Raw genomic sequence first — 25,982 nt, 5'->3', positions numbered from 1 at the left:
AGAGGCACGCAAAAAATGCGTGCCTGGAAATCTAAGTCCCTGATACCCCAAAAGGGGCAGGATGTCTCACTCGTCGCGATAGACCTTTTCGCGGCGCTCGTGACGTTCCTGTGCCTCAATGGACAGCGTGGCGATCGGCCTTGCGTCGAGGCGCTTCAAGCCGATCGGCTCGCCGGTCTCTTCACAGTAACCATAGGTGCCGTCATCGATCCGCTGCAGAGCCGCATCGATCTTGGAGATCAGCTTTCTCTGGCGGTCGCGAGCACGAAGCTCGATGGCACGGTCGGTTTCTGACGAGGCTCGGTCTGCAAGATCGGGATGATTGGCGCTTTCTTCAGCAAGGTGGCCGAGCGTTTCCCGCGCTTCACGGAGGATATCATTTTTCCAGGCAATGAGCTTGGCTCGGAAGTATGCCTTTTGATTGGCATTCATGAATTCGTCTTCTTCCGAGAGGACGTAGCTGCTAAGGTCGATCTTCTCACTCAACGCGATTCTCCTGAAGAACAGCTCTCACGCCGGGTCTATACTCCATTCCTCTATGCTGATTCAAGCCTTGTGGTCGCGCATAAGGCATTTTTAAAATTGACACAAAAATCGGCTAAATGGCTATTCCTTATGCGTTTTTGAGAAGGGTGCCAGAAGCCGGCGCCAGCCGGGTCACGGGTTGGCGCGTCCGCTGTGCCGTGCGACGGAACAGTTGACGCCGCCGCGCATGGCAGGATACTCGATCATCTTGAGCAACGATCCGATGGTCCCCCGCCGGCCCATCCGATCCCCAGCGCGGACTGCCCATGATCATTGTTTCACCACCGCCCTCCCGGATTTACCTGATGCGCCATGCCCGTTCCGGCTGGCCGGAACCGGGCGGACGCGATTTCGATCGCACGCTGGACGACCATGGCTATGCGGAGGCCGAACTGGTCGCCTCGCTTGCCGCCGACAAGCGCTACCGGCCGGATCTCCTGATCTCCTCGACGGCCGTGCGATGCCAGGAAACGGCCGATGCCATGCACCGGGCCTTCGGCGGTGAGATCGACCTGGTGATGATCGACGAGCTCTATAACGGCCCGCTGGAGACCTATCTGTCGGTGCTGTCGGCCCAGACGGAGCAGCAGTCGGTGATGCTGATCGGCCATAACCCCACCATGGAGGAATTGCTGGAGGCGATGATCGGCCCGGACCGCGCCAGCGCCGTCATTCCGAGCGGCTATCCGACGGCAGGCCTTGCGGTACTCGATCATGGCGGGCCGGTCGCAGCCCTTGCCGGCAGCTGGTCGCTGCGCGATTTCCTGACGGCCTGAAGGCGCCGGTTTCCCGCAGGAACGGTTGCCCGCGGCGCGCCTATGGGCAGCGCCGTGAGCCAAGCATCCCCTTTATCCGCGGGCCGGGATGCCTATATGCGAAATACGAAGCATCAACGGGTTCCTGCCTTGGCCACATCCCTCACCTCTTTTCGCGACGACGCGCTGATTGCGCTGGACAATCTTGCCGACCGGGCAAGCGGCCTCGTTCATCCGACGGTCCGGCTCGGCGTCACCGGCCTGTCGCGGGCAGGCAAGACGGTGTTCATTTCCTCGCTCGTGCACAATCTGCTGCACGGCGGTCGCCTGCCGCTATTTGAGGCGGCCCGCTCCGGCAGATTGTCATCTGTGCGTCTGGAGCCGCAGCCGGACGATGCCATTCCGCGCTTCCAGTACGAAGATCACATCCAGGCGCTGGTGCGCGAGCGCATCTGGCCCGATTCGACCCGTGCCATTTCTGAGCTGCGCCTGACACTGCAGTTCCAGAGCGCGTCCGGCTGGGGCCGTTTCTTTTCCGCCGGAAAACTCTCGATCGATCTCGTCGATTATCCCGGTGAGTGGCTTCTCGACCTGCCGCTGCTCGGCCAGGATTACCGCACGTTTTCCAACAAGACCGTGGAGCTGGCGCGTGGCGGCATTCGTCACGAACTGGCAAAGGACTGGATGGCGCTGGCTGAAAGCGTCGATCCGGCAGCGCCCGCCGACGAGATGACGGCGCGGCGTCTGGCGGAGGCCTTTGCCGCCTATTTGAAGGCCTGCAAGTCCGACGAACGCTCGCTGTCGACGCTTCCCCCCGGCCGTTTCCTGATGCCGGGCGATCTCGATGGCTCGCCGGCGCTCACCTTTACGCCGCTTCCCAACCTCGGTGAAACCCGCTTCGAGAAGGGCACGCTCGGCGCCATGATGGAACGCCGTTTCGAGGCCTATAAGTCCGTGGTGGTGAAACCGTTCTTCCGCGAACACTTTGCCCGTCTCGACCGGCAGATCGTGCTCATCGACGCGCTGCAGGCGTTGAACCGCGGACCCGAAGCCGTGCAGGATCTGGAACGGGCGCTGTCGGATGTGCTGGCCTGCTTCCGGCCCGGCAGCAATTCCCTTCTGTCGTCACTGCTCGGAAGGCGGATCGACAAGGTGCTGGTCGCCGCCACCAAGGCCGATCACCTGCATCACGAAAGCCATGACCGGCTGGAGGCCCTGACGCGTCGGCTGGTCGACCGGGCGGTTGAGCGCATCGGCATGGCCGGCGCCGGGATTGATGTGATGGCCATCGCCTCGGTGCGAGCAACCCGCGAGGCGACCGTGCGTCAGGATGGCGAGGTGTTGCCGGTGATCACGGGAACGCCGATGGCCGGGGAGAAAATCAATGGGGAGATTTTTGACGGCAACCGCAAAACCGCGATCTTTCCCGGTGACTTGCCGGTCAAACCGGATTCATTTTTCAAGGAACCTCCGGAAAATCCTGAAGAGGGCGCGCCGCCGCCGATCAATATCGTGCGGTTTCGCCCGCCCTCCGTCGAGGAAAACACGGGCGGCATCCAGCTGTCCGTGCCACATATCCGTCTCGATCGCGCCCTGCAGTTCCTGATCGGAGACAGGCTTGCATGAGAAGAGACCGGCAAGCCCCTGATTGTGTGAATAAAGCCGCAAGGACCCGCCGATGAGCGACCCATTGTCCCCCGTCCCGCCGCGGCGCCCCGGCGCCTTCGTTCTGCCGGAAGACAGGCCACAGACGCCTCGCGCGCCGCGCAGTTTCGACGACGGATTTACCGTAACGCCCGACGAGGAGGATCCGTTCGTGACGCCGCAGGCGCTCGATGCTGTGGAACTCGAGGTCGCGGTGCCACGCAAACGCCGATTCTCCTGGGGCAAGCTTGCGCTTGGCGCGCTTGGCACCTTCCTGTCGCTCGCCTTCTGGCTCTGGGCCGATCAGGTGGTGCGCGATCTGTTTTCGCGGGCCGATTGGCTGGGCTATACGGCCGTTGCGGTGCTTGCCGTGGCCGTGCTGGCGCTTGCCGTCGTCGTGGCGCGCGAAATCTTTGGCCTCATGCGGCTTTCGGCGGTGCAATCGCTGAAGGCGGAGGCGCAGGAGGCACTGAAGGCGCCGGGCGCCAAGGCTGCCCGCGCGCTGGTGGCGCGGCTGGAAACGGTGCTGTCCCACCGGGCGGAAACCGCGCGTGGACGCGCTGCGCTGAAGGCAACGGAAGACGATATCATCGACGGGCCGCAGCTGATCGAGTTTGCCGAGCGCGAGCTTTTGGGGCCGCTCGATATCCGTGCCCGCGCACTGATCCTCGGCGCCTCCAAGCGGACATCGGTGGTCACCGCCATCAGTCCCCGCGCGGTGGTGGATCTCGCCTATGTCCTCTTCGAAGTCACCCGCCTCGTGCGCGCCATGGCCGAGCTTTACGGCGGACGCCCGGGCACGATCGGCCTGCTGCGCCTGTTGCGTGACGTCGTTGCGCATCTTGCCGTCACCGGATCGATTGCCGTCGGCGACGGTATTGCCCAGCAGGTGCTGGGGCATGGACTTGCGGCAAAACTGTCGAGCCGGCTTGGCGAAGGCGTCATCAACGGGCTGCTCACGGCGCGAATCGGCATCGCCGCCATGGATCTCTGCCGACCCCTGCCCTTCAGCGCGCTGAAGCGTCCCGGCATCGGCGATTTCCTCTCCGATATCACCGCGACCGGCAATCGCTCCTGAACAGGCCGGCGCAAGGCTGGCCGGCACACACCGCAGCCTGCCCGCAAATACCATAAATAAACCGCTCGTTAACCATTCGCGATATAAAATCACCTTGTTCAGGACGCTGCTCGCCCAAGGAAAGTTTTATGGTCTCGCGCATCTCTTCCCTCAAAGGTGGGTTTTTTGCCGCCATCTCCGTCGCCCTTCTGGCGACGATGAACACGGCCGCCGCGGGCCCGCGCGACAAGGCCTTTTTCGAAAGTGCCGCAGGCGCCTGGAAAGGTCCGGGTGAAATCGTCGCTGGCAAGTACAAGGGCACCAAGTTCACCTGCAATCTGACGGGCGAGCCTTCCACCGACAGCGATGCCGGCTTGAAACTCGACGGCATCTGCCGCGTGGGCGTCTTCAAGCAGCCGATGTCGGCGGTCATCTCCCAGACGGGCGGCAGCTATACCGGCAAGTTTCTCGATGGTGCCGATGGCAAGGGTCTCGACATCGTGTCCGGCGCCATCAATGGCGACAAGATCGTGCTTGGCATCAACCGCGCCAAGCTCAACGGCGCCATGGTTGCCCGCATGCAGGACAGCAATTCGATGAACATCACCATTTCGGTGAAGGTGGAAGAGACCATGGTGCCGGTGATCGGCCTGTCGCTGACGCGCGACATGGATCAACTGGCCGTCGGCTCCATCGAATAGTAGCCAAACACCAAGACGCTGCGCGCGGAAAAAATGCGCTCAGCGCCACCAGTCGTTGCTGTCGTCCGCCACCTCTATTCCCGTCGCATCGGAGAGTGCCGCCCATGCGGCAACGGTCTTGCCGTCAACCGTCATGGTCGCTGCAATGTCGGACAGCGGCAGGAGAACGAAGGCGCGTTCCACCATGCGGGGATGCGGCACGTCCAGCCCCTCCACATGGATTTCCCGGTCGCCGTAAGTAAGCACGTCGATATCGATGGTGCGCGGCCCCCAGCGCTCGATGCGCACCCGCTTCATCCCCCGCTCGATCGACAGACAGAGATCAAGGAGGGCCTCCGGCGCAAGCTGCGTTTCGATGAGCGCACAGCTATTGAAAAAGTCCGCCTGATCGGTCTTGCCCCAGGGCGGCGTGCGGTAGAGTCGAGAGACCGCCCGCACGCGGCAGTCCTGTCTCGCATCGAACTCGCGAAGGGCATTCGCCATGTTCTGGCGCGGATCGCCGAGATTGCCGCCAAGGCCGATGGCGGCAAGGGCAGGCGATGCTGTGTCAGGGGCGATGCTCAACACGCACCTCCACATGATCGAGAATGCCGACGATCGGAACGCTCGGCTTGCGAACGGTAATGGCAACCCGGCGGATCATCGGGAATCTGTCGCAGAGTGCGAGCGCCACGTCATGAGCGAGCGCTTCGATCAGGGCGCGGCGTGTCGTGGTCACCACCTTTTCGATCACCTCGAAGGCATGGCCGTAATGCATGGTGGCGCTCAGATCGTCGTCGCTGAGGGCCCGTCCTGCCGGCAGCTCGAACTCGGCATCGACGAAGAAACGCTGTCCGAGAACGGCCTCCTCCTGCAGGGCGCCGTGGCGCGCATAAAAGGCGCAGTTCTTCAGGGTGATGGTATAAACACTCACACGTCTGTCTCCCGTCGCGCGGCAAGCACCGCATCTGCGATGCGCAGGGCATCCCGGTTGGTTGCCACGTCATGCACGCGAAAAATCGAAGCCCCGGCCAGCCGCAGCAGCGCCGTGGTCGCGGCAGTGCCGACATCACGATCGCTTGGCTGTTCACGCCCGGTGGCGCTGCCGATGAACCGCTTGCGCGAGGTGCCGATGAGGAACGGGAATCGCAGTGCGTGCAATTCCTCAAAGCGGGCCATCAGCGCAAAATCTTCCGTACGGTTCTTGGCAAAGCCGAAGCCTGGATCGAGCACGATGGTTTCGCGCGCGATGCCGGCCTCCTCGGCCGTCTTCAGCGCATTTTCAAAGAACCACAGCTGGTCCTCCACCACGTCGGCGCGCTTGTCTTCCTCGCGCCCGCGCCCGGTATGCATCATCACGAGACCGGCGCCGGTATCGGCCACCACCTTCGCCATCTGCGCATCATGGCGCAGCCCGTAGACGTCGTTGACGATATGGGCACCGGCAGCGATAGCAAGGCGCGCCGTCTCGGCCCGGTAGGTGTCGATGGAGATCAGCGCATCGGTCTGGCCCGAGAGCGCTTCGATGACGGGCAGCACGCGAGCCTGCTCCTCGGCCGGATCGACCGGTTCGGCCCCCGGCCGGGTCGATTCGCCACCGATGTCGAGAAGAGAGGCGCCGGCCTCGACGCAGGCGAGCGCATGGCGCACTGCCGCCTCTACCGACAGATGCCGGCCGCCATCGGAAAACGAATCGGGCGTGACATTGATGATGGCCATCAGGTGGCCCTGCGTGCCAAGTGTCAGCGAACGCCCGCCGCCAACCTGCCAGATGGTGTTGCCGCCCGATGTCACGTGAAAGCCAATCCCGTCGCTTGCGAATAATTTCGCAAAGCATCTGTTGCGATGCAAAGGCCTATGCCCCAAGCTCTCTCCAAACTCAATGACACAGGCACCAGAATGTCTTCAATGCGCCATCGCACCCTGTCTCTGAAGGCATGCCTGGTCTTTCTCGTCGTTCCCGTCATGCCGAGCGATGCGGCGCAGATCACCAAGACCTATTCGTATTTCTCCATCAGCGGCCGCACCGCCGAAGATCTCGATGCCGAACTGTCGCGGCGCGGACCCTTGACCGGGGCGACCGGTTTTCGCCACCCCGGCGCCACGGAGATCAAGTTCGGCGGCGATATAACCTATCACGAAAGCGAGGGACGCTGTTCGATCGGCGATGTCAATGTCACGCTGTCGACCCGCATCACCCTGCCCCGCTGGAAGAACCGCCAGCGCTCCGATCCCTCGCTCGCACTGATCTGGGACACACTGTCGGCCGATATCAAGCGGCACGAGGAGCGCCACGCGGAAATTGCCCGCCAGCATGCCCGCACCCTGGAGCAGGCGCTGCGCGCTCTCCCGTCTCAGCGAAGCTGCGCGGTGCTGGAAAGGCAGGTCGGCGACACCAGCCGGCGTGAGATCGACGCCCATGACGCAGAGCAGCTGCGATTCGACATGGTCGAGGCAAAGAATTTCGAGGCGCGCATGATGCGCCTTCTCAAGCACCGCACCGGTGCAACAGAGTAAGCTCTTCAAACATCAAGACGATTTTCCGCCGGAAACTGGATGCCGCCGTTCGATCCGTCCTGTCCCGCGTCCGGGCCGGCCTCGAGGCTTGCGTGGGGCTTGCGCAACCTGTGGTGAATAACTGGTTATTTCTTCCAGTATCGTATGTGCCGGAAACCTTATATAGTCAAAATCACTGAGGGGGCTGGACGATACGAGGTTCCCTGAAGTTCGGTCACCGTTGTCGCTGGCGTGGCGGCGCATCCGACAACGGTGACCGCCCTTAGACCGGTCCGGCGCCTGGCGCCACCGATGCAGTCACAGGCGCATATCGCATGCATGCCAGCGCAGGCTGGAAGCTGAATAGACTGGCCTTTGAAATTTCGATGTTTTTCCGGTGTTCTCCTGGCGTATCGACAAGCTGTAAGCGGTCCCTCCCTCGCTCGACAGTGATACGCCCGCCTTCGCCTCGCTCGCAGCTCTTGCGCGAGCGGGGCGTCTTTTTTCGCTTGGTCCCAGAGGCCCTGGCGCCTGGTCAGCCCTGACGCACGTTCAGCCCTGGCGCTCGGGCACATTGACCACCAGCCCGTCGAGCGCGTCGGTGATCTTGATCTGACAGGAAAGTCTGGAAGTGGGGCGCACGTCGAAGGCGAAATCAAGCATGTCCTCCTCCATCGGCGCCGGGCCGCCGACGGCTGCCGTCCAGGCATCATCGACATAGACATGACAGGTGGCACAGGCACAGGCGCCGCCACATTCGGCATCGATGCCGGGGACGGAATTGCGGACGGCATTTTCCATCACGGTGGAGCCGGGCTCCGCATTGATGTCGAAGCGCGTTCCGTCGAAGGCGACGATGGTGAGTTGCGTCATGGCGGGTCCTTGCAAACTGAACTCAAAAACGGCGTTGTCTTCCGACAAATCGCCGCATCAGTCAACGTTTTGACCCGTTTTAACAGACGCCTTCGCCGGCGCGGAGCCGAATGAGCGCAGGAGGTGGTGGCCCACCCTGCCCGCTTCTGTTGTCCGGTCCTGTTAACGCGACAGTTTCAGGATGAAGTTTTCCGCCTCGATCACGGTTGCGGCAACGCCCACGCGGGCAGCGGCATTGTCCGGATCGGTCTCCACGGCAAGCGCTGCCGCGGCAACGGCAAACGCGCCGACCGCATTGGCGGCGCTGCGCAGCCGGTGGGCTGCGGCAACCACCTCATCATTCGCCCCGCCCGCCATTTCCTGAAGTGCTGCCCGCGCCTGACGGGCAAACAGATGCAGTACTTCCGCTTCCAGCTCCTTGTCGCCCATCGTCTGCACCGCAAGATGGGCGAAGTCGATCGGACGGGATTCGCTGGAGTGGCTGTTGTTTCCGTTATCGGGCATGTCGAAAGCAATACTGACCGCGGTCATGAACCGGTCCATCCTCTGTTGCCATATGGAACAGACGGGCCTTTGCTGCAAGCGCGCAGTACCAGGCAGTCGGCTCCCTGTCTTGCAGGATGCGTCTCAGCCGGGGTCGTGTCCCCGAGCCGTGCATCCGGTCCCCGATCCTGCCGGGGACAGTTCGCTATCCGGTTAAATTCCGGCGCATTCGCGGCGAATTTTCTTCCCGTATGGTTAATTTCCCGTAAGCCACACGAAAGCAAGAGAAAACTCGTTAAATTGCCGTTTAAAATCTGTTAACAAAGGCAATGCGTCCAGACCGCGCCATTGGCCCGAATTGTGTCTGGATAGCGAATGTGCCACTACAGTACGACTGAAACTGGTGTGGGCAATGCGCCCGGAGCCGGTTCTGGAGCCGGACAAGCCTTTCTTATGACGTCTTTGCGACAGAAGGCTCTCCGGGTTGATAGTGAACGGGTAACCTCGCCGGCTGTATGTCCGGTGCGTTTCCCGGTACGGCCGGATCGAGAGTTTCGCCTCACGCGGCAGGGTGGGACCCACGATCAGCCGGACGAGTATGGTAACGAGGCGTAACCGCATGGCGAAGAATCCGAACAACGAGTCGATCGACGAAACGGCGTTTCAGGCGCTGGAAGACGCGCTGAAGATCGACTTCGAGGAAGCGATGCAGCCGGCAGCGCCGAAAAAGCCCGTTCCCCCTGCCCGGGAGGCCATCAAGGTGCCAGAAACGCCGACGCAGCGCGCAACCCCGTCATCCGGCCAGTCTTCCGCTCCGCGCGCTCGTCCGCCGGAGGCGAGCCGCCCGGCGGTGCCGCCGGAACCGAGCGCGCCGAAATCGCCGAGTTTCGAGCCTGCCAATGACAGCGGACGCCGCAGCACGCCGGCGATCCTGCGGTCGCTTGACGGCGGTTCGATGCGCTCTTCTCTGCGCAATGCCGGTATCGTCTCGCTGCTCTGGGCCATTGGCGGCGCGGGCCTTGCCCAGCTGCTCTATGGCGGGCAGATCTGGCGTGTGTCCTCCGTTGCCGATCTCGTCGCCATGCCCGGCGTTGTTGCCGTCTTCATCGGCGTGCTTGTGCCGGTCATGCTGTTCTTTGCCTTCGCCATCATGATGGCGCGCGCGCAGGATCTGCGCAATGCTGCCCGCTCCATGGCCGAAGTCGCACTTCGCCTGTCGGAGCCGGAAACCATCGCATCGGAACGGATCATGAGCGTCGGCCAGGCCGTGCGCCGCGAAGTTTCAGCGATGAACGAAGGTATCGAGCGCACCATTGCGCGCGCCACCGAACTGGAAACGCTCGTCCATTCCGAGGTCAATGCGCTGGAGCGCAGCTACGCCGACAATGAAATGCGCGTGCGCGGCCTCGTGCATGAACTGGGTTCGGAGCGCGATGCCATCGTCAACCATGCCGAGCGCATCCGCAGCTCCATCGTGGGCGTGCACGAGAACATGAAGGAAGAGCTGTCGCTCGCGACCGAAGAAATCGCCGTGCGTCTGGCTACATCCGGCGAGGCTTTTGCCTCCATGATCGACACCCGCGCCGCTGTCCTGATGGCCAAGACCAATGCGGCCGGCGATGCGCTCGGTTCGCTCCTGTCTGCCAAGACCGATGGCCTGATCGAGGCCCTCACCGCGTCTGGCTCCTCGCTTGCCATCGAATTCGATACGCGCCTGGAGCAGCTCGGCTCGACGCTCTCTCAGCGCGGCAACGAGATCCTCGGCCAGTTCGAAACCCGTGCCTCGACGCTCGACGCCAGCACCGACAAGCTGAATGCCGCGCTCAACGAGCGCACCCGTCTCCTCAACGAGACCCTTCTGGCGCGCACCCGCGAAATCAACGAGACGTTGACCGATGGCGAGCGCACCATCACCAGCTCGCTTGGCACTGTGCTCAGCACGCTAAACCGCTCGCTGGACGACAAGGGCGCGAGCTTCCGCCAGACGCTGCAGAACGCCGCCGATGACACCGTCATGGATTTCGAGCTGCGCACCGGCCTCTTTGAAGAACGCCTGCAGGGGACGATCGGCCAGCTCAGCGCGACCTTCGATACCGGTCTGGAAGAATTCACCACGGCGTTTGACCAGCGCGCTGGCACGCTCGGCTCGAAGCTGACCGAAAGCCTGTCCAGCATCCGCGACACGGTTTCGGGCGGCTCCGATGCGCTGGAAGGCATTTTGTCGACCAGCATCGAACGCATCGGCTCGGCCTTCACCGACCATTCGCTGACGCTCGCAACCACCCTCGGCACCAGCCAGGAAATTCTCGAAAACACGCTGGAAACGAACACCAGCCAGTTGGGGGAGGTGCTGGACAGCCGCACCCGCCGCCTGACGGCAGAGCTCGAAGAGCGCAACCGCGTCCTCAATGAAGGCCTCGACAGCCGCAGCAGCCGCCTCGTCGAGGATCTCGACGGCCGCAGCCGCGTGATCTCCGATACGCTCGATGAACGCACCCGTGCACTTGCCGAGACCATGGATGCCCGCACCCGTGAGCTCACCGAAGGCTTCGACACCCGTGCCCGCGGGTTCGAGGCAAGCATCGACAGCCGCAGCCGCACGCTCGATGAGACGCTGGGTGGCCATGCCCGCACGATCGCCGACAATCTGGACGAACGGGCGCGCACGCTTGCCGACACGATGGATGCGCGCACCCGCCAGCTCACCGAAGGCTTTGACGCCCGCGCCCGCGTGCTCGACGAAAGCCTCGACAACCGCAGCCGCATCCTGATCGAGGATCTGGACAGCCGCAGCCGCACGCTGGACGAAAGCCTCGATACCCGTGCCCGCGCCCTCACAGAAAATCTCGATCAGCGCAGCCGCAGCCTTGTCGAGGATCTCGATACACGCAGCACGGCGCTTGACGAAGCGCTTGGCATGCGCGCCCGCTCGCTCACCAACAGCATCGACCAGCGCAGCCGCGGCCTTGTGGACGATCTCGACGCCCGCACAACCGCTCTCGACGAAACGCTGGGTGCCCGTGCCCAGACGCTTGCCGAGAGCCTTGACCAGCGCAGCCGCCAGATCTCCGGCGCCATCGAGCAGACGACGCGCGAATTCACCGACACGATGGACGAGCGCACCCGCCAGCTGACCGAAGGGTTCGAACAGCGCAGCCGCGATTTCAACGACGATCTGGAAATTCGCAGCAGCATCTTTATCGAAAGCTTCGATACCCACGCTCAGGACCTGATCGAAGGTCTCGATGGCCGCCATGCCGCCATGTCAGGGACCTTAAGCGAGCGCACCGCGGAAATCACCGGCAGCCTCGGCCAGGCCCATGAGCGCATGGATGCGGTTCTGAGCGAACGCAGCAGCCAGCTCGCCAATGCCCTTGCCGAAAGCCAGGGCCGTTTCGAAGAACGGCTGACGGACCGGTCAGTCTCGCTTATCCAGTCGCTCGAAGCTGGACATGAGCGCTTCCAGTCGGTCATCGTGGAAAAGGCCGACGCCATTGAGCAGACGGTCGCCGGCGCACCGGAGCGCCTGTCCAGTCTCCTCGACAGCCGCATCGACACGATGGCGCAGACGCTGTCCGACGGGCACCAGCGCATCGACAGCGATCTTGGCCGCCGCGTCAACGAATTTGGCGAGATGGTGAGCGGTGCCGGCACGCGCCTCGGCGACATGCTCGATGATCAGGCCATGGCGCTCAGCACCACCATCTCGCTCAGCGAGGACCGCCTGTCCAACCTCTCGGAGACGATGTCGCGCACGCTGTCCGAAGGTCATCAGCGCATCGATGCCGATCTCGGCCGTCGCGTCAACGAATTCGGCGACATGGTGAACAGCGCCGGCAACCGCCTGGGCGAAGTGCTCGATGATCACACGATGGCGCTCAGCGCCACGATCTCGCTCAGCGAAGACCGGCTGTCGAGCCTTGTCGACGAGAAGGCCGCAGCGCTCATGGCAACGGTCGAACAGGCCGATCAGCGCATCGGCGACAGTTTTGCAAGCCGCACCGAAACGCTGCGGGCGACCTATGGCGAGAACCAGCAGCGTCTCGACCAGACGCTGGAAAGCCGCCATGCCGAACTCGCGCGCACCATCGTCATCGGGCATGATGCGATCGACCGAACCATCGGTGGCGCGGCAGAGCGTATCGGAACAAGCCTTGCCGACAGCACGCAGCGCTTCGAGGAAACGCTCGGCCAGGGCATCGGTCGCGTCGAGGGCGTGATCGGTTCCGGCCAGCAGCGCTTCGCCGACCTGATGGATACCGGTAGCCAGCGCCTGTCCGATACGGTCGACACTGGCCACGAGCGCATGCGCGCAACACTTGCCGGTGGCACCGAGACGCTGTCGGCCACGCTCACCGATGCGCAGGCACAGTTGAGCGATCTCCTGCTTGACCAGGCGACCTCGCTTGGCACCACGATCGCCACCAGCACCGGCATGCTGGAAATGTCGCTGGAAAACCAGCAGGACGCCCTGCGCGGCGTCATCGACACTGCCGGCATCGAGCTGGAGACACGCCTGCGCGACACCGCCGGCAATATTGCCGACCGGCTGGGCGACGCTGCCCGCGACATTACCGCATCGGCCGACCAGTTCTCCAGCCGCGTCGAGGAAACCGTCGGTGGTGTATCGGCGACGCTCGACCGGACCGGTCACCGTATCGAGGATACCTTCGTCGGGCTCGAGGACCGCATCCGCAACCAGATCGGCAATGTATCCGGCATGGTGGAAGGCGTCGGCATGAGCCTGTCGCAGACGCTTGCCGAACGCACCGCCGAGCTGGAACGGGTCAATACCGAAAGCGTCGCGCGCATCGCAGATACCCTCACCCAGGGCACCACTGCGTTCGAGCGCCTGAGCGCGGAAGCAACCGACCGCATTTCCGGCAGCTTCGAGGCCGGCACCGCCCGCGTCGATGAGCGTCTGTCCACCATGGACCGCGCCATCACCATGGGTCTCGACAATGTCAGCCGCACCATCGAAGGCAAGGCTTCGGCGCTTGCCACGTCGCTGCGCGACGCCGTCACCACAGCCGCTCAGGAATTCGACAGCGAAGCCATGCGCTCCGCCGAGACCCTGAACACGGCCGGCGCGAAGTTTGCCGAAACCGTGGACCAGCGCCACCAGGACTTTGCCCGCGCGCTGGAAGAGCGCTCCAACGAGATCGCCGGCCGCGTCAGCGAAACGCAGAACCGGCTGGCCGGTCAGGCGGCAGCTGTCGCCCAGGCCTTCTCGGAGGCCGGTAATTCGATCATGCACAAGGTTTCGGAAGCCGAAACGGTGGTGCAGCGTCAGATTGGCGGGATCACCGAGGCGCTGGGCGAAGCCGAGCGCACGCTCGAGGACCGTGGCTCTGCCATCCGCTCTTCGCTGGCGCAGACCGCCGGCAGCATCGAGGAGACGCTGAAGTCCGTCGACCAGACGGTTGCAGCCCGCAGCGACAGCTTGCGTGCTGCACTCAGCGAAACCACCGGCGATCTCAATGCCGCGCTTGAAGCCGTCGACAAGGCGCTTGAAGCACGCGGCGAAGCGATCCGGTCGAGCCTCGACACCCGCTCCCGCGATCTGAACTCCATGCTCTCGGCCCGATCGGCGGAACTGTCGCGCCTCATCGACGAGAAAGCCCGTCCGGTGGTCGAACAGTATGCCGAAACCGGTCGCACCGCTGCGGAACGTCTTGCCGCGGCGGCGAGCGACAGCGCGGAACGTCTCATTGCAGCGGCAGAGCAGAATGCACAGCGCCTGCGCACGGAAAACGGCTCGCTCGTCGAGGCGATCTCCTCGCGCACCAATGAAACGCTGGCTGCCATTTCCGAGCGCACCCAGCAGGCTGCCGGAACGATCCGCAACAGCGAACACAGCCTTGCCACCAGCGTCAACGATCTGATCACGCGTCTGGAAGACAGCAATTCGGGCATTGCAAGCCTTGTCGAGCATGCCGCGCGCGACATCGGCCTCTCGGTTGCCCAGGCGGCCGAAAAGCTCGGCCAGGCCGACCAGCGTCTTGAGCAGACTGCGTCCCGCTTTACCGATGCCAGCACGCGGGCGGCCGACATGGTGTCGAGCTCCAGCCGGCTTCTCGAAAACAATGTCGATCGCCTCAGCCAGATTTCCGGAGAAACCCTGTCGCAGGTCGGCGGCATCGTCGGTCGCTTTGACGAATATACCTCCGTGCTCAATCAGGCGTCCTCGCTTCTCGGCGCTGCCCAGTCGAACCTTGCCAGCACGCTTGCTGAACGCCAGGATGCGCTGCGTGCGCTGTCGGTCGGGCTCGTCAAGCGCTCGGAGGAAATTGAAGCCAATATGCGCAACCTTTCAGGTGTCGTCGATGGCGCCTTCCAGCGCGCCGGCGAACGCTCTTTGGAAATGGGCACCCTGCTGCGCGAACACCTGACCGGCTCGCTCGCCGACATCGACCAGCAGCTTTCGCAGACGCAAGACCGTGCCGAGCAGACGGCAGACGGCATGCGGGCAGCCCTGATGGGGGCCAGCCAGGAAGCCAGCCGTGCGCTCGAAGGCACGATTGCCGACGCCGAACAGCGCGCCCGGGGTCTGGCCGAGCGCATGCGCGGTGGCATTTCCGGTTCGCTGTCGGATGTCGAGCGCATGCTGGCCGAAGCCGCCGGAAAATCCGACCAGGCCGCCGACCACCTGCGCAATACCTTGCGCAAGTCGGTCGAGGAGGCCATTGGCCGCTTTGCCGATGCAACCGACGAGATCCGTCGCTCGGCAAGCGAAATCCGCAAGGAACTGGACGACACCCGTTCGGAACTGAAGCGCGGCGCCTTCGACCTGCCGGAAGAGGCCAAGGAAAGCGCGTCCGCCATGCGCCGGGCCGTCGCCGAACAGATCAAGGCCCTGCAGGATATCTCCGCCCTCGTCGGCCGCTCGGCGCAGACGCTGGAAATTTCCGAGGCAACGGCACCACGGGCGGCAGCGCCGCAGCCGGCGCCCCGATCTGTCGCCCAGACGCAGGCTCCGCAGACGATGCGGGCACCGGCAACCCCGCTGCCCGCCGCCGCCCAGCCGGCCCGCCAGCCGCTCCCGCAGGCGGCACCCTCTGCCCGTGGCGAAAGCTTTGCCGGCGGTCTTCGTGGCGCGCTGCCGACGGAACGCGCCCCGGCCGTTGCTCCCCGCGCCGCGGAACCGGCCCAGCGCGGCGAAGGTGGCGGATGGATCAGCGATCTCCTGCGCGGTGCCTCGCGCGACGAGACGGAGGCTGCTGCCCCCGCCCGTCAGCAGGCTGCACGGCCGGCCGAAACGCAAACCCGCGCCGGCGACAGCCGTAATCCGCGCCACATGGTGGAATCACTGAACTCGCTGTCGGTCGATATTGCCCGCGCCATCGATCACGATGCCTCGGTCGATCTGTGGCGCCGCTACCAGCGCGGTGAACGCGACGTCTTCACCCGCCGCCTCTACACGCTGAAGGGCCAGCAGACGTTTGATGACATCAAGCGCAAGTATGACCGCGAGCCGGAATTCCGCACCGCCGTCGATCGCTACATCGCCGATTTCGAAAAGCTGCTCGCCGACGTTGCCCGCACCGACCGCGACCGCAGCGTCACACAAAGCTACCTGACGTCGGATACGGGCAAGGTCTACACCATGCTCGCCCACGCCGCCGGCCGCTTCAGCTAAGCGGCGGCAGACAGGCAGGACATCGGAAGCTGCGGGATAAGGCGTCCCGCGGCTTTTTTGTTTGACATGGGATAACGCGGCGCCCCGCCGCCCCGATGCAGCGTGCCGCCCTGCATCACCCCCGGTGGTGCTTCTTCAGCCGCAGCGCAGAAGAATATCGTCAACGACATCCGCAATCGGACGGGTTGCATCGATTGGCGTGGCATTGGAGGGGATGTCGGCGCGGCTTGCGTGCTGGCGCAGGATGAGGGCGCGTTCCGCAGGCTTTGAACCCCATTCATCCTGCCGGCTGTCCAGACGGCGCTTGAGCGTCAGAAGATCGATCTCGAGCACCAAGACAGCGTCGAAGCGGTGGATGAAGCGGAAAAAGTTGCGCGAGCCGCCGCAAAAGAAGGTGATCGGGATGGTCCGGTCGGCGATCAGGGCCTCCACCCTTGCCACATCCCAGATGTGGTGCCTCGAGATGAAGTCGGGATCGTGCCGGTGGCGGAGAGCCACGGCAGCCGAAATCCTCTCGCCCGTTTGAGGATCGCCCTGATAGGCCAGCACCCGATCGCCGTGGATGGCGTGATAGCCGCGGCGCTCCAGTTCTGTCGCAATCGTGGTCTTGCCGGTCCCGGAACCGCCTTCGATCAGGATGTTCCTGATTGCCATTTGAGCCACCTTTGCCGAGAGGAAGATGGCGTCCTCTAGGCAGCTGTCATGACATCAGCAAGACAGCGCCGAGATCCGGTCCTGATCCGCGATGACGACAGGATCCTATGCGAGCCATGGACAATGCCCGCGTGCCCGCCCAACAGTCCTTGCGAAAGCGCGCGTCAGAGCGAGCGCAGCGTCCAGTCGACGATGTCGGCGCCGACCTTGGCAAAGGCTCGGTTGATGCCGGCGATCAGCTGGGTATTGCCCTCGCCCGACACCGGCACGCTGGCGCGAAAGACGTTCTGGGCCTTCACCGAGCCGTTGCGGTCGTTGAGGATCTTTACCGAGATCTCGACATTGGCCGTGCGCGGGCCGGTGGAGTTGATCTCGAAGGCGCGGATGTCGGTCACCACCTGATAATCGATGGCCAGTCCCTGGCCGGGCTTGCCGACGCCGGCGAGCTTGCCGGTATTTTCAAACGCCTGCACGAGCTTCGACTGCACCATGCGCGGCAGGCGGTCACCCCACTGCGAATCCGCCAGATACTGGATCTCCGAGGGCGAGACGCGCACCACCACCTGTTCGCTGTCGAGTGACTTCAGCGCCGTCGGTTCGGGCACGAGGATCTGCTTGTTGCGGGCCGTGGGCGCATCGGCCATCGGCGTCAGCGACAGGTCGAACGTGTCATTGTTCGCCTTGCTGCCGCAGCCTGCGAGAAGGAGCGCCATCAAGGGAAGGGTGAGAAAGGTTTTGGCTTTCACGGGGCGCTTGAACATGGTTGTTTCCATCATTGGGTTTTACTCGCTCCCGTCAGCGCCGCGTACGGCCGTCATATTCCTTCACCGTGTCGCCCCCGAAAATCAGCCGCTGCGGATTCTGGTCGAAATTGGTGATGGTCTGGTTGAGGTTGTCCACGGCGCGGCGGGTGTCGCCCACCAGCGTCTGCACGTCGCGCAGGCCGGTACCGGAGAAGCGGGTAAGATTGTCGGCAATCGGGCCGATGCGGGCGTTGAGATTGTCGGCGGTGGCGCGGATCGATTGCAGCGTCTTTTCAGCTTCCGCAAACAGTCCCTTGGAATCCTCACCGCTCACCATGGTATCGACCTTCACCAGAATGGTGTCGACTCGGGTCGAGGCCTGATTCAGTTTCTGCGCCATTTCCGTGAAGTCCCGGATGGCATTGTTGATTTCGTCGCGGCGCGCCGAGACGTTATCGACCACCTGACGGGCTGACGAGATCGCGCCGCGCGCATCGGCGGAGGCGGCGGTGATATTGTTGACGGCAGCGCCGATCTGCGAGGAATCGACGGCGGCGAGAAGCGCGTCGGCGCGCCTCAGCACCGATTGCGCTTCGACGCTTGCCTGGTTGAAGCCGCCGGCGGCTTCCTTCACCTGCTCCATGATCGGACCGATCTGGCCGGTGGACTGGGCGATGTCGCCGGTCACCTTTTCGGCATTGGTGATGACGTTGTTGATCTTCTGCGCGTCCACCGCCCGCACCAGACCGTCAACCGCCTCGAGCGTCGAATCGACACGCTCCGATACGCGATTGAAGGTGACGGACAGCGTCGACAGGCTGCGCAGGAAATCGTCGATCGCGTCGGAATTGGCGCTGAGCGCGCCGGTAAAGGCTTCCGCATGCTCGATGGTGCGGGTGAGCGGTCCGCGCGCATCGGTCACGAAGCCCTGGATCTGGCCGATCGCGTCATCGGCCCGCTGCAGGATCTTGTCGGCGGTGGCGAGAAGATTGGTCACGCTCGACTGGTCGGCAATCAGGACGGCCGGTCGGCCGGTCTCTTCCGCCGTCTTCAGAAGATTTTCCTCGTCCGTGCGCCCGCCCGACATTTCGATATAGGCAGCACCCGTCAGGCCCTGCACTTCCAGCACGGCCTTGGTCGAGGGGTAGATCGGCGCGGATGTTTGCACCTCGGTGAAGGCGATCGAGTAGCGCGGATCTTCCGGATCGATCGTCAGGCTGCGCACGGAGCCGATCGGAATACCGTTGAAGCGCACGGCCGAGCCCACCGAAAGCCCGTTTGCCGAGCCCGGAATGCGGATGGCCACTTCAGCCGTCGGCCCGCTGCGGCCATACTGTGCCATCCAGTAGACGAAACCGAAGGCGGCAGCCACGACCAGCAGGGTGAAAAAACCGACGATGGCGTAATTGGCTCTTGTTTCCATGGCTTAAGACTTTCCTGGCACTGTGCCGGTTGCGCCGTCGTCGGTGACGATGGACCGGGCCCGCTTTCCGCGAAAATAGGACTGGACCCACGCATCGTCGCAGGCCAGCATGTCATCCAGCGTTCCCTCGACAAGAACCCGCTTCTGGCCAAGCACCGCGATGCGGTCGCAGACGGAAAACAGGCTGTCGAGGTCGTGGGTGACCATGTAGACGGTAAGGCCCAGCGTATCACGCAGCTTTGCAATCAGCATGTCGAATTCGGCGGCCCCGATCGGATCGAGGCCGGATGTCGGTTCATCGAGAAAGACCAGCGCCGGATCCAGCGCCAGCGCGCGCGCAAGGGCGGCCCGCTTGATCATGCCGCCGGAGAGCTCGGACGGGTATTTGTCCGCCGCATCGGCGGCAAGCCCCACCATCTCGATCTTCAGATAGGCGAGTTCATCCATCAGCGCCTGCGGCAGGTCGAGATATTCGCGCATCGGCAGCTGGATGTTCTCCTTCACCGTCAGCGAGGAAAACAGCGCGCCCTGCTGGAAGAGAACGCCCAGCTGCATGTCGAGCGCCATGCGCTGACGGTCGTCGGCTTTCTCGTAATCGACGCCGAGGATTTTGATCGAACCGGACCGGTGCGGCAAAAGCCGCAGAACTGTGCGCATCAGCACGGACTTGCCGGTCCCCGATGCGCCCACAAAGCCCAGAATTTCGCCGCGATAGATATCGAGATCGAGGTTTTCGAGCACGGTCTTTGACCCGAATGCCACCGTGAGGTCGCGCACGGACAGGATGACGCTCCCGGGCTCCGGATGCTCGATCTCATCAATCACAGTGTCCTGAACGGCCATACCCATCCTAAAAATCGATTGCGGAGTAGAAGATTGCAAAAATCGCATCCATCAGGATGACCACGAAGATGGACTTCACCACGGCAGCCGTGACATGGGCGCCGAGCGATTCGGCGCTGCCGCCCACTTTCATCCCCTCGACGGCCGACACGATGCCGATGGCAAGCGCCATGAACGGCGCCTTGATCATGCCGGACGCGACGGACGAATATTCGACAGCCTCGTGCAGGCGGCCGAGAAACGTCTCGAATGTGATGCCCGAATACAGCCATACCACGATTGCTGCGCCGAAGAGCGCGGAAAAATTCGCGACGATGGTTAGAAGCGGCAGCGCGATGGTCAGCGCCACCAGTCGCGGGAAGACCAGGACGCCGACCGGATTGAGACCGATGACGGTGAGCGCGTCGATTTCCTCGCGCATCTTCATCGAACCGATCTCGGCGGTGATGGCGCTGCCGGAGCGGCCGGCAATCATGATGGCGGTCAACAAGACGCCGATTTCGCGCAGCTGCAGGATGCCGACGAGATCGACGACGAACAGTTCGGCGCCGAAATAACGCAGCTGGAAGGCGCCCTGCTGGGCAATGATGGCGCCGATCAGGAAGGACATCAGCATGATGATCGGCACGGCGCGCACGCCCATCCGGTCGATATGGGTGACGACGGAGGCCGGCGAGATGCCGGTGCCGCGGCCAAGCTTCAGCTGCGCACCGCCAACGGCAGAGCCCAGGATGTTCATTGCGGCCACCGCATCCTGCCACAGCTCCACCACGGCACGACCGGGCGGCGTAAACACGCGTTCGAACAGGGAGGCATTGGCGGCGGTCTTGGCAGGCGGCGCCGGCGTTTCCTGCGGCATGACGTCGAGCAGTTCCTTCAACTGCTCGCTTGCGCCCACCACGACGGCATCGGCGCCGTGGGCCCGGCGCGCATTGATCAGCCGCCGGATGAGCCAGCCACCGGAGGTATCCACCTGCTCGATCGCCGAGACATCGATCTCCAGCCGCCCGCCCGCGGTTTCCTGCTCCAGCGCCGAAAGATCTTTCAGGACCCCGGCAATGCCGCGATTGCGCCAGTCCCCCGACAGGAGATAGCGTTGCCCCTCGCCAGCAGTGTCATCTTTTTCGATTGTGGCGGACCGGTCGTCGACGGGCTTCGGCTTCATGGGCATCTGTTACTGCTCGAACGCACGGTTGATCCCGCGGTTAAGAGCCGCAATATAGCCGCGCCCACGGGAATTGCCATGCCGCCGAACGGCAAAAAGGCCGGGCCGTAACCTCAAAGCCACAGGTCGTTTCCGCATGCCGGGCAAGGCTCGCAGAGAGCAAGACAGGCGCGTGCCGGCGCGATCCTGTCGGGCGTTTAGGTCCCCCGCGCTCATCAGCAGGATTTCTTCGCCACGGCAGCTGACGGTGCGCGTCTGGCAGCCCGCAGCGTCAGCACCAGGCCACCGGCTGCCACAAGCGCCATGAGATAGTAGCTGTTCTGGCCGAGAGCCCGGTATATCAGGCCGGAGAGGAAGGTCGAGGCGGCAAGAAACACGCCGTTATAGAAGAAATAGGTCCCCTGCACCGTCGATTCCCGGCTTTCATGCACGCTCTCGACGATCTTCTGCTGCATGCCGAAATGCAGGAAAGCGAAGCTGAAGGCATGGCTGCACTGCAAGAGCGTGGCGGCGGCAAAGCCGAGCGGCTGAACGAAAAGAAGCCAGCGCAGCACCGCCACCACCGAGCCGAAGGTCATCAGCGCAATCGGCGAGATTTTGCGGGCAATCAGGCCCGAGAGGAAGAAGAACAGGATTTCCGCCACCACGCCCGCCGACCACAAGACGCCGATCTGCGAGCCGGAAAATCCAAGCTGCTGCCAATGGATGCCGGAAAACGCGTAATACATGCCGTGGGTGGATTGGACCAGCGTGCAGCCGATCATCAGAAGGTTGAGGTCCGGCTCGACGGGAAGCGCCCGCTGGCGTGCGGCACCCTGCCCTTTGTCCGGATCCGCTTTCGCCGGAGAGGCAACCGCACGGCCGAGCCGCGGCACGATGAGGGCCGCGCCGAGTGTCAGCGAAAAGGCGATGGCGGCACTGAGCGGCACTATGGACGCCGAGAAACGCTGCACGGCCCAGCCGGCCAGAAGCGTCGTCACCACAAAGCCTATCGAGCCCCAGACCCTGATCGTGCCATAGCGATAACCCCAGCGGCGCACGCCCATCACCGTGATGCTTTCCAGGATCGGCGTAAACGGCGCAAAGGCTGCCCCCTGCAGACCAAACACCAGGAGCACCATCCAGAACCCGTCGACCACCATCAGCAGAAGCGCCGTGGTGATGGAGAGGATGGCGGAGAAGAGGAGGATGCGGACGCGTTCCGACAGCCGATCGGCCAGAAAGCCGGCCACCGGCGCCGACAGCACCCGCAGCACGATCGGCAGCGACAGGATAAGGCCGATCTGCCAGTCGGTGAGCGCCAGCGATTTCAGCCAGACCGGAAAAAACGGCAGGAGAATGCCATTGACGCCGAGCGCCGCGCCATAGGCCAGCGCACAGCGAACGGGAAACAGGCGCGGAATGGCAATCGGTGAAACAGCCTGGGCCACGGGGGCTCCCATGCGGACGGCGGGTGCGGCGATCGGGGAATCGTCAGTTATTTGATCGCTTTACCATGCACGGGCAAGAGGCGCTACAGGCTTGCAGCGCCCGCGCCTTCAAAGACGCACCAGCCTTGTCGCCATCACGCTTCAGGCCGCCTGCATGTCACCCTTTGCCGGAACGGGGGGCGACAGCAGAACCGGCGCTTCCGCCTTCTGTCCGGAATGCTGCCAGGAAATCAGCTCGAACGTGCCGTCCCTGTGTTCGACGACCGCCGTGCAGCTTTCCACCCAGTCGCCGGTGTTGATGTAGCGGATGCCGTCGATGTCCTCCATCACGGCGTGATGGATATGGCCGCAGATCACGCCATCGACATTGTTGCGGCGGGCTTCCTCGGCCACGACCTTCTGGAATTCGCCGATGAAATTGACCGCCTGTTTGACCTGCAGTTTTGCCCAGGCGGAAAACGACCAGTAGGGCAGATTGAGGCGCCGGCGCACCGCGGCCAGCACGACATTGATGGCAATGGCCGCGTCATAGGCCCAGTCGCCGAGATAGGCGAGCAGGCGGATATTGCGCACGACCACATCGAATTCGTCGCCATGCAGCACGAGGTATTTGCGACCGTCGGCCGCCTCGTGGACCATGCGGTCGGCCACTTCGATGCCGCCGAAGTGAACGCCGGGAAAGGCGCGCAGGAATTCGTCGTGATTGCCTGGAATATAGACGATGCGGGTGCCCTTGCGCGCCTTGCGCAGCAGTTTCTGCACCACGTCATTGCAGCCCTGCGGCCAGTACCAGCTGCGCTTCAGCCGCCAGCCATCCACCACATCGCCCACGAGAACGATCGTGTCGGCTTCATGATAGCGCAGGAAGTCCAGAAGGAAATCGGTCTTGGCTGCCTTGGAACCCAGGTGGATATCGGAAATGAACAAGGTCCTGAAGTGTCTGGTTTCCAGTATCTCTGCCATGTCGATCACCTTTTTGTCTCACCGCCCTCCTCTGTCCAAACCAGACTCGTATTTCAGGAACATGACAGCCAAGGCGCTCGGGGCACCTTGTCGCTCCAGCAAGCGGGTAGATGCGGCAACAGAGACACAGGCTTGTGTCATCCTCCCCAATATTTCACTACTGTTCCCCGGCGTCGTTTGATGTAAGAGACAGACCAAGACAAAAGACTGATAGGAGAATGGCGATGGAGCAGCAGGGCAATACACCTGTGGACAAGGACACCGCAAAGGCGGACCTGGATGAGCAGGCACTGTTTTTCCACCGCTATCCGCGTCCCGGCAAGCTGGAAATCGTCGCCACCAAGCCGCTTGGCAACCAGCGCGACCTGGCGCTTGCCTATTCGCCGGGGGTGGCCGCCCCCTGCCTTGCCATTCGTGACAATCCCGACATGGCAGCCGAGTATACCGCGCGCGCCAACCTCGTCGGCGTCGTGTCGAACGGCACGGCCGTGCTTGGCCTTGGCAATATCGGGCCGCTCGCTTCCAAGCCGGTGATGGAAGGCAAGGCCGTCCTCTTCAAGAAATTTGCCGCCATCGACGTGTTCGACATCGAAGTGGCCGCCGATACGGTGGAGGCCATGGTGTCCACCATCTCGGCGCTGGAGCCGACCTTTGGCGGCATCAACCTTGAAGACATCAAGGCGCCGGAATGTTTCGAGGTCGAGCGCCAGTTGCGCGAGAAGATGAACATTCCGGTCTTCCACGACGACCAGCACGGCACGGCCATCATCGTGGCGGCGGCCATCCTCAACGGTCTCGAACTCGCCGGCAAGCCGATTGCAGACGTCAAGATCGTCACCTCCGGCGCCGGTGCGGCAGCGCTTGCCTGTCTCAACCTTCTCGTTTCGCTCGGCGCTCGGCGCGAAAACATCTGGGTCCACGATATCGAAGGGCTCGTCTATGACGGTCGCAACGTGCTGATGGATCCGTGGAAGGAAATCTACGCCCAGAAGAGCGACAAGCGCGTGCTTGCCGAATCGATTGCCGGTGCGGACGTCTTCCTCGGCCTGTCGGCCGCCGGCGTGCTGAAGCCGGAACTTCTGGAACAGATGGCGGAAAAGCCGCTGATCATGGCGCTTGCCAACCCGACGCCGGAAATCATGCCGGAACTGGCGCGTGCCGCCCGTCCCGATGCGATGATCTGCACCGGCCGTTCGGATTTCCCAAACCAGGTCAACAACGTCCTCTGCTTCCCCTATATCTTCCGCGGTGCGCTTGATTGCGGCGCAACCACGATCAACGAAGAAATGAAGATGGCGGCGGTGAAGGCGATTGCAGGCCTCGCCCGCGAGGAAATCTCCGACGTGGCCGCGCGCGCCTATGCCGACGAAACGCCGGTCTTCGGTCCGAACTACCTGATCCCCTCGCCGTTCGATCCGCGACTCATCCTGCGCATCGCGCCGGCGGTTGCCAAGGCTGCCGCCGAAACCGGCGTTGCCTCGCGTCCGATCGCCGATTTCGACCACTATCTCGACCAGCTGAACCGCTTCGTCTGGCGCTCCGGCTTTGTGATGAAGCCGATCTTCACCAGCGCCAAGCAGGCGGAAAAGAACCGCGTGATCTTTGCCGAAGGCGAAGACGAGCGCGTGCTGCGCGCCGCCCAGGTTCTGCTCGAGGAAAAGACCGGCGTGCCGATCCTGATCGGCCGTCCCTCCGTCATCGAGGCCCGCCTCAAGCGTTTCGGCATCCGCATTCGCCCGAATGTCGATTTTGCCGTGGTCAATCCGGAAGACGATCCGCGCTACCGCGATTACGTCGATGATTATGTCGCGCTTGTCGGCCGCGCCGGCATCAATCCGGAAGCCGCCCGCACCATCGTTCGCACGAACAACACCGTCATCGGTGCCCTGTCGGTGAAGCGTGGCGAGGCGGATGCGCTGATCTGCGGCGTCGAAGGCCGCTTCGACCGCCACCTCAAGGATGTCGGCCAGATCATCGGCAAGCAGAAGGGCGTCTGCGCCTTTTCAAGCCTCAGCCTGCTGATCACCCAGAAGGGACCGGTCTTCTTCACGGACACCTTCGTCAACTACAACCCGACGCAAGAAGAGATCGCCGAAATCACGGTGCTCGCCGCGCAGGAAATCCGCCGCTTCGGCATCACGCCGAAGGCTGCCCTGATCTGCCACTCGAATTTTGGTTCGCGCAATTCCGAAAGCGCCACCAAGATGCGGGCGGCCCTGCAGATCATCCGCCAGCGTGCGCCGGATCTGGAAGTGGACGGTGAAATGCAGGCCGGCTCAGCGCTTTCGGAACAGTTGCGCAAGCGCGCCCTGCCGGACAGCAGCCTGGTCGGCGAAGCCAATCTGCTGGTCTTCCCGAACCTCGATGCGGCCAATATATCGCTCGGCATTGCCCGCACCATGATGGATGCGCTGCATGTCGGTCCGATCCTGCTCGGGGCAGCCCAGCCGGCGCATATCCTGTCGACCTCTGTCACCTCGCGCGGCGTCGTCAACATGGCAGCGCTTGCTGTGGTGGAAGCCTCGCATGCGGACTTTGCCGTCACCTCTGGCTAAAACAAAAACGTGCGCTAGATTTTGCGGTGATCTATCACATCTGAACCTGAAGTG

20 protein-coding genes are annotated in these 25,982 nt (G+C 63.3%); 7 read left to right on the top strand and 13 right to left on the bottom strand.

Annotation, left to right across the window (positions count from 1 at the left end; translation table 11 throughout):
• Nucleotides 1–66 precede the first annotated feature (66 nt).
• Nucleotides 67–486, bottom strand: a complete 420-nt coding sequence (dksA, locus tag ACEXP3_RS14800) for an RNA polymerase-binding protein DksA (protein ID WP_210104934.1) — start codon at nucleotides 484–486, stop codon at nucleotides 67–69.
• Between the two features lie 344 nt (nucleotides 487–830).
• Here dksA and ACEXP3_RS14795 point away from each other — a divergent pair, with 344 nt between their 5' ends.
• From ACEXP3_RS14795 to ACEXP3_RS14780, 4 genes are all read left to right on the top strand, one after another.
• A complete protein-coding gene (locus ACEXP3_RS14795; RefSeq protein ID WP_377297974.1) occupies nucleotides 831–1,301 on the top strand; it encodes a SixA phosphatase family protein in 471 nt (156 codons plus the stop codon).
• Nucleotides 1,302–1,430: 129 nt separating this feature from the next.
• Entirely contained in the window at nucleotides 1,431–2,906 is a 1,476-nt protein-coding gene (locus ACEXP3_RS14790; RefSeq protein WP_377297973.1) for a YcjX family GTP-binding protein, read from the top strand.
• A 52-nt stretch (nucleotides 2,907–2,958) separates the two neighbouring features.
• Nucleotides 2,959–4,002 (top strand): YcjF family protein, encoded by a 1,044-nt coding sequence (locus ACEXP3_RS14785; protein WP_377297972.1) that lies wholly within the window; start codon nucleotides 2,959–2,961, stop codon nucleotides 4,000–4,002.
• 128 nt (nucleotides 4,003–4,130) lie between these two features.
• Nucleotides 4,131–4,682, top strand: coding sequence for a hypothetical protein (locus ACEXP3_RS14780; protein ID WP_210104930.1), 552 nt, complete (start codon nucleotides 4,131–4,133; stop codon nucleotides 4,680–4,682).
• Between the two features lie 39 nt (nucleotides 4,683–4,721).
• On the opposite strand, the gene folK is transcribed toward ACEXP3_RS14780, so the two are convergent.
• Genes folK through folP form a run of 3 tightly spaced genes read right to left on the bottom strand, consistent with a single transcriptional unit; the run spans nucleotide 4,722 to nucleotide 6,455 of the window.
• On the bottom strand, nucleotides 4,722–5,246 hold the full coding sequence (gene folK, locus ACEXP3_RS14775) for a 2-amino-4-hydroxy-6-hydroxymethyldihydropteridine diphosphokinase (RefSeq protein ID WP_377297971.1): 525 nt from the start codon (nucleotides 5,244–5,246) through the stop codon (nucleotides 4,722–4,724).
• Entirely contained in the window at nucleotides 5,230–5,595 is a 366-nt protein-coding gene (folB, locus tag ACEXP3_RS14770; RefSeq protein WP_377297970.1) for a dihydroneopterin aldolase, read from the bottom strand. Before folB ends, folK begins: the two co-directional genes overlap by 17 nt.
• Complete coding sequence (folP, locus tag ACEXP3_RS14765) at nucleotides 5,592–6,455, bottom strand: dihydropteroate synthase (RefSeq protein WP_377297969.1); 864 nt, start codon at nucleotides 6,453–6,455, stop codon at nucleotides 5,592–5,594. The genes folB and folP overlap by 4 nt, the downstream gene beginning before the upstream one ends.
• Before the next feature lie 114 nt (nucleotides 6,456–6,569).
• Here folP and ACEXP3_RS14760 point away from each other — a divergent pair, with 114 nt between their 5' ends.
• Nucleotides 6,570–7,178, top strand: a complete 609-nt coding sequence (locus ACEXP3_RS14760) for a DUF922 domain-containing Zn-dependent protease (protein ID WP_377297968.1) — start codon at nucleotides 6,570–6,572, stop codon at nucleotides 7,176–7,178.
• A gap of 531 nt (nucleotides 7,179–7,709) precedes the next feature.
• Here the strand turns inward: ACEXP3_RS14760 and ACEXP3_RS14755 are convergent.
• A complete protein-coding gene (locus ACEXP3_RS14755; protein ID WP_210104927.1) occupies nucleotides 7,710–8,030 on the bottom strand; it encodes a 2Fe-2S iron-sulfur cluster-binding protein in 321 nt (106 codons plus the stop codon).
• Nucleotides 8,031–8,192: 162 nt separating this feature from the next.
• The gene (locus ACEXP3_RS14750; RefSeq protein WP_377297967.1) at nucleotides 8,193–8,561 is read right to left on the bottom strand and encodes an Hpt domain-containing protein; all 369 of its coding nucleotides are present in this window, start codon (nucleotides 8,559–8,561) and stop codon (nucleotides 8,193–8,195) included.
• Nucleotides 8,562–9,132: 571 nt separating this feature from the next.
• Here ACEXP3_RS14750 and ACEXP3_RS14745 point away from each other — a divergent pair.
• Nucleotides 9,133–16,152 (top strand): apolipoprotein A-IV repeat region-like domain-containing protein, encoded by a 7,020-nt coding sequence (locus ACEXP3_RS14745; protein ID WP_377297966.1) that lies wholly within the window; start codon nucleotides 9,133–9,135, stop codon nucleotides 16,150–16,152.
• 135 nt (nucleotides 16,153–16,287) lie between these two features.
• On the opposite strand, the gene ACEXP3_RS14740 is transcribed toward ACEXP3_RS14745, so the two are convergent.
• The 7 genes from ACEXP3_RS14740 to ACEXP3_RS14710 all read right to left on the bottom strand — a co-directional run bounded on the left by ACEXP3_RS14740 (nucleotide 16,288) and on the right by ACEXP3_RS14710 (nucleotide 23,373).
• Entirely contained in the window at nucleotides 16,288–16,806 is a 519-nt protein-coding gene (locus ACEXP3_RS14740) for a nucleoside/nucleotide kinase family protein (protein WP_377297965.1), read from the bottom strand.
• A 164-nt stretch (nucleotides 16,807–16,970) separates the two neighbouring features.
• Nucleotides 16,971–17,567 (bottom strand): ABC-type transport auxiliary lipoprotein family protein, encoded by a 597-nt coding sequence (locus tag ACEXP3_RS14735; protein WP_377297964.1) that lies wholly within the window; start codon nucleotides 17,565–17,567, stop codon nucleotides 16,971–16,973.
• A gap of 34 nt (nucleotides 17,568–17,601) precedes the next feature.
• Entirely contained in the window at nucleotides 17,602–18,972 is a 1,371-nt protein-coding gene (locus ACEXP3_RS14730; protein WP_377297963.1) for an MlaD family protein, read from the bottom strand.
• A 3-nt stretch (nucleotides 18,973–18,975) separates the two neighbouring features.
• The gene (locus ACEXP3_RS14725) at nucleotides 18,976–19,815 is read right to left on the bottom strand and encodes an ABC transporter ATP-binding protein (protein WP_377297962.1); all 840 of its coding nucleotides are present in this window, start codon (nucleotides 19,813–19,815) and stop codon (nucleotides 18,976–18,978) included.
• 7 nt (nucleotides 19,816–19,822) lie between these two features.
• Entirely contained in the window at nucleotides 19,823–20,980 is a 1,158-nt protein-coding gene (locus ACEXP3_RS14720) for an ABC transporter permease (protein ID WP_377297961.1), read from the bottom strand.
• A gap of 215 nt (nucleotides 20,981–21,195) precedes the next feature.
• Nucleotides 21,196–22,410, bottom strand: coding sequence for an MFS transporter (locus tag ACEXP3_RS14715; RefSeq protein WP_377297960.1), 1,215 nt, complete (start codon nucleotides 22,408–22,410; stop codon nucleotides 21,196–21,198).
• A gap of 141 nt (nucleotides 22,411–22,551) precedes the next feature.
• Complete coding sequence (locus ACEXP3_RS14710; RefSeq protein ID WP_377297959.1) at nucleotides 22,552–23,373, bottom strand: UDP-2,3-diacylglucosamine diphosphatase; 822 nt, start codon at nucleotides 23,371–23,373, stop codon at nucleotides 22,552–22,554.
• Nucleotides 23,374–23,597: 224 nt separating this feature from the next.
• Between ACEXP3_RS14710 and ACEXP3_RS14705 the strand changes: the two genes are divergently transcribed.
• Nucleotides 23,598–25,928 (top strand): NADP-dependent malic enzyme, encoded by a 2,331-nt coding sequence (locus ACEXP3_RS14705; RefSeq protein ID WP_210105227.1) that lies wholly within the window; start codon nucleotides 23,598–23,600, stop codon nucleotides 25,926–25,928.
• Nucleotides 25,929–25,982 lie beyond the last annotated feature (54 nt).

It is taken from the genome of Neorhizobium fuzhouense, assembly GCF_042611105.1.
GTDB classification, from domain to species: domain Bacteria; phylum Pseudomonadota; class Alphaproteobacteria; order Rhizobiales; family Rhizobiaceae; genus Neorhizobium; species Neorhizobium galegae_A.
The sequence above is the reverse complement of the archived record's forward strand: the minus strand, read 5'-3'. Positions and strand labels throughout refer to the sequence as shown.

Excerpts from the sequence above, each read along its gene's own strand:
- ACEXP3_RS14795 (WP_377297974.1), top strand. The coding sequence starts at position 831 with ATGCGCCATGCCCGTTCCGGCTGGCCGGAACCGGGCGGACGCGATTTC.
- ACEXP3_RS14785 (WP_377297972.1), top strand. The coding sequence starts at position 2,959 with ATGAGCGACCCATTGTCCCCCGTCCCGCCGCGGCGCCCCGGCGCCTTC.
- ACEXP3_RS14780 (WP_210104930.1), top strand. The coding sequence starts at position 4,131 with ATGGTCTCGCGCATCTCTTCCCTCAAAGGTGGGTTTTTTGCCGCCATC.
- ACEXP3_RS14760 (WP_377297968.1), top strand. The coding sequence starts at position 6,570 with ATGCGCCATCGCACCCTGTCTCTGAAGGCATGCCTGGTCTTTCTCGTC.
- ACEXP3_RS14755 (WP_210104927.1), bottom strand. The coding sequence starts at position 8,030 with ATGACGCAACTCACCATCGTCGCCTTCGACGGAACGCGCTTCGACATC.
- ACEXP3_RS14750 (WP_377297967.1), bottom strand. The coding sequence starts at position 8,561 with ATGACCGCGGTCAGTATTGCTTTCGACATGCCCGATAACGGAAACAAC.
- ACEXP3_RS14745 (WP_377297966.1), top strand. The coding sequence starts at position 9,133 with ATGGCGAAGAATCCGAACAACGAGTCGATCGACGAAACGGCGTTTCAG.
- ACEXP3_RS14740 (WP_377297965.1), bottom strand. The coding sequence starts at position 16,806 with ATGGCAATCAGGAACATCCTGATCGAAGGCGGTTCCGGGACCGGCAAG.
- ACEXP3_RS14735 (WP_377297964.1), bottom strand. The coding sequence starts at position 17,567 with ATGTTCAAGCGCCCCGTGAAAGCCAAAACCTTTCTCACCCTTCCCTTG.
- ACEXP3_RS14730 (WP_377297963.1), bottom strand. The coding sequence starts at position 18,972 with ATGGAAACAAGAGCCAATTACGCCATCGTCGGTTTTTTCACCCTGCTG.
- ACEXP3_RS14725 (WP_377297962.1), bottom strand. The coding sequence starts at position 19,815 with ATGGCCGTTCAGGACACTGTGATTGATGAGATCGAGCATCCGGAGCCC.
- ACEXP3_RS14720 (WP_377297961.1), bottom strand. The coding sequence starts at position 20,980 with ATGAAGCCGAAGCCCGTCGACGACCGGTCCGCCACAATCGAAAAAGAT.
- ACEXP3_RS14710 (WP_377297959.1), bottom strand. The coding sequence starts at position 23,373 with ATGGCAGAGATACTGGAAACCAGACACTTCAGGACCTTGTTCATTTCC.
- ACEXP3_RS14705 (WP_210105227.1), top strand. The coding sequence starts at position 23,598 with ATGGAGCAGCAGGGCAATACACCTGTGGACAAGGACACCGCAAAGGCG.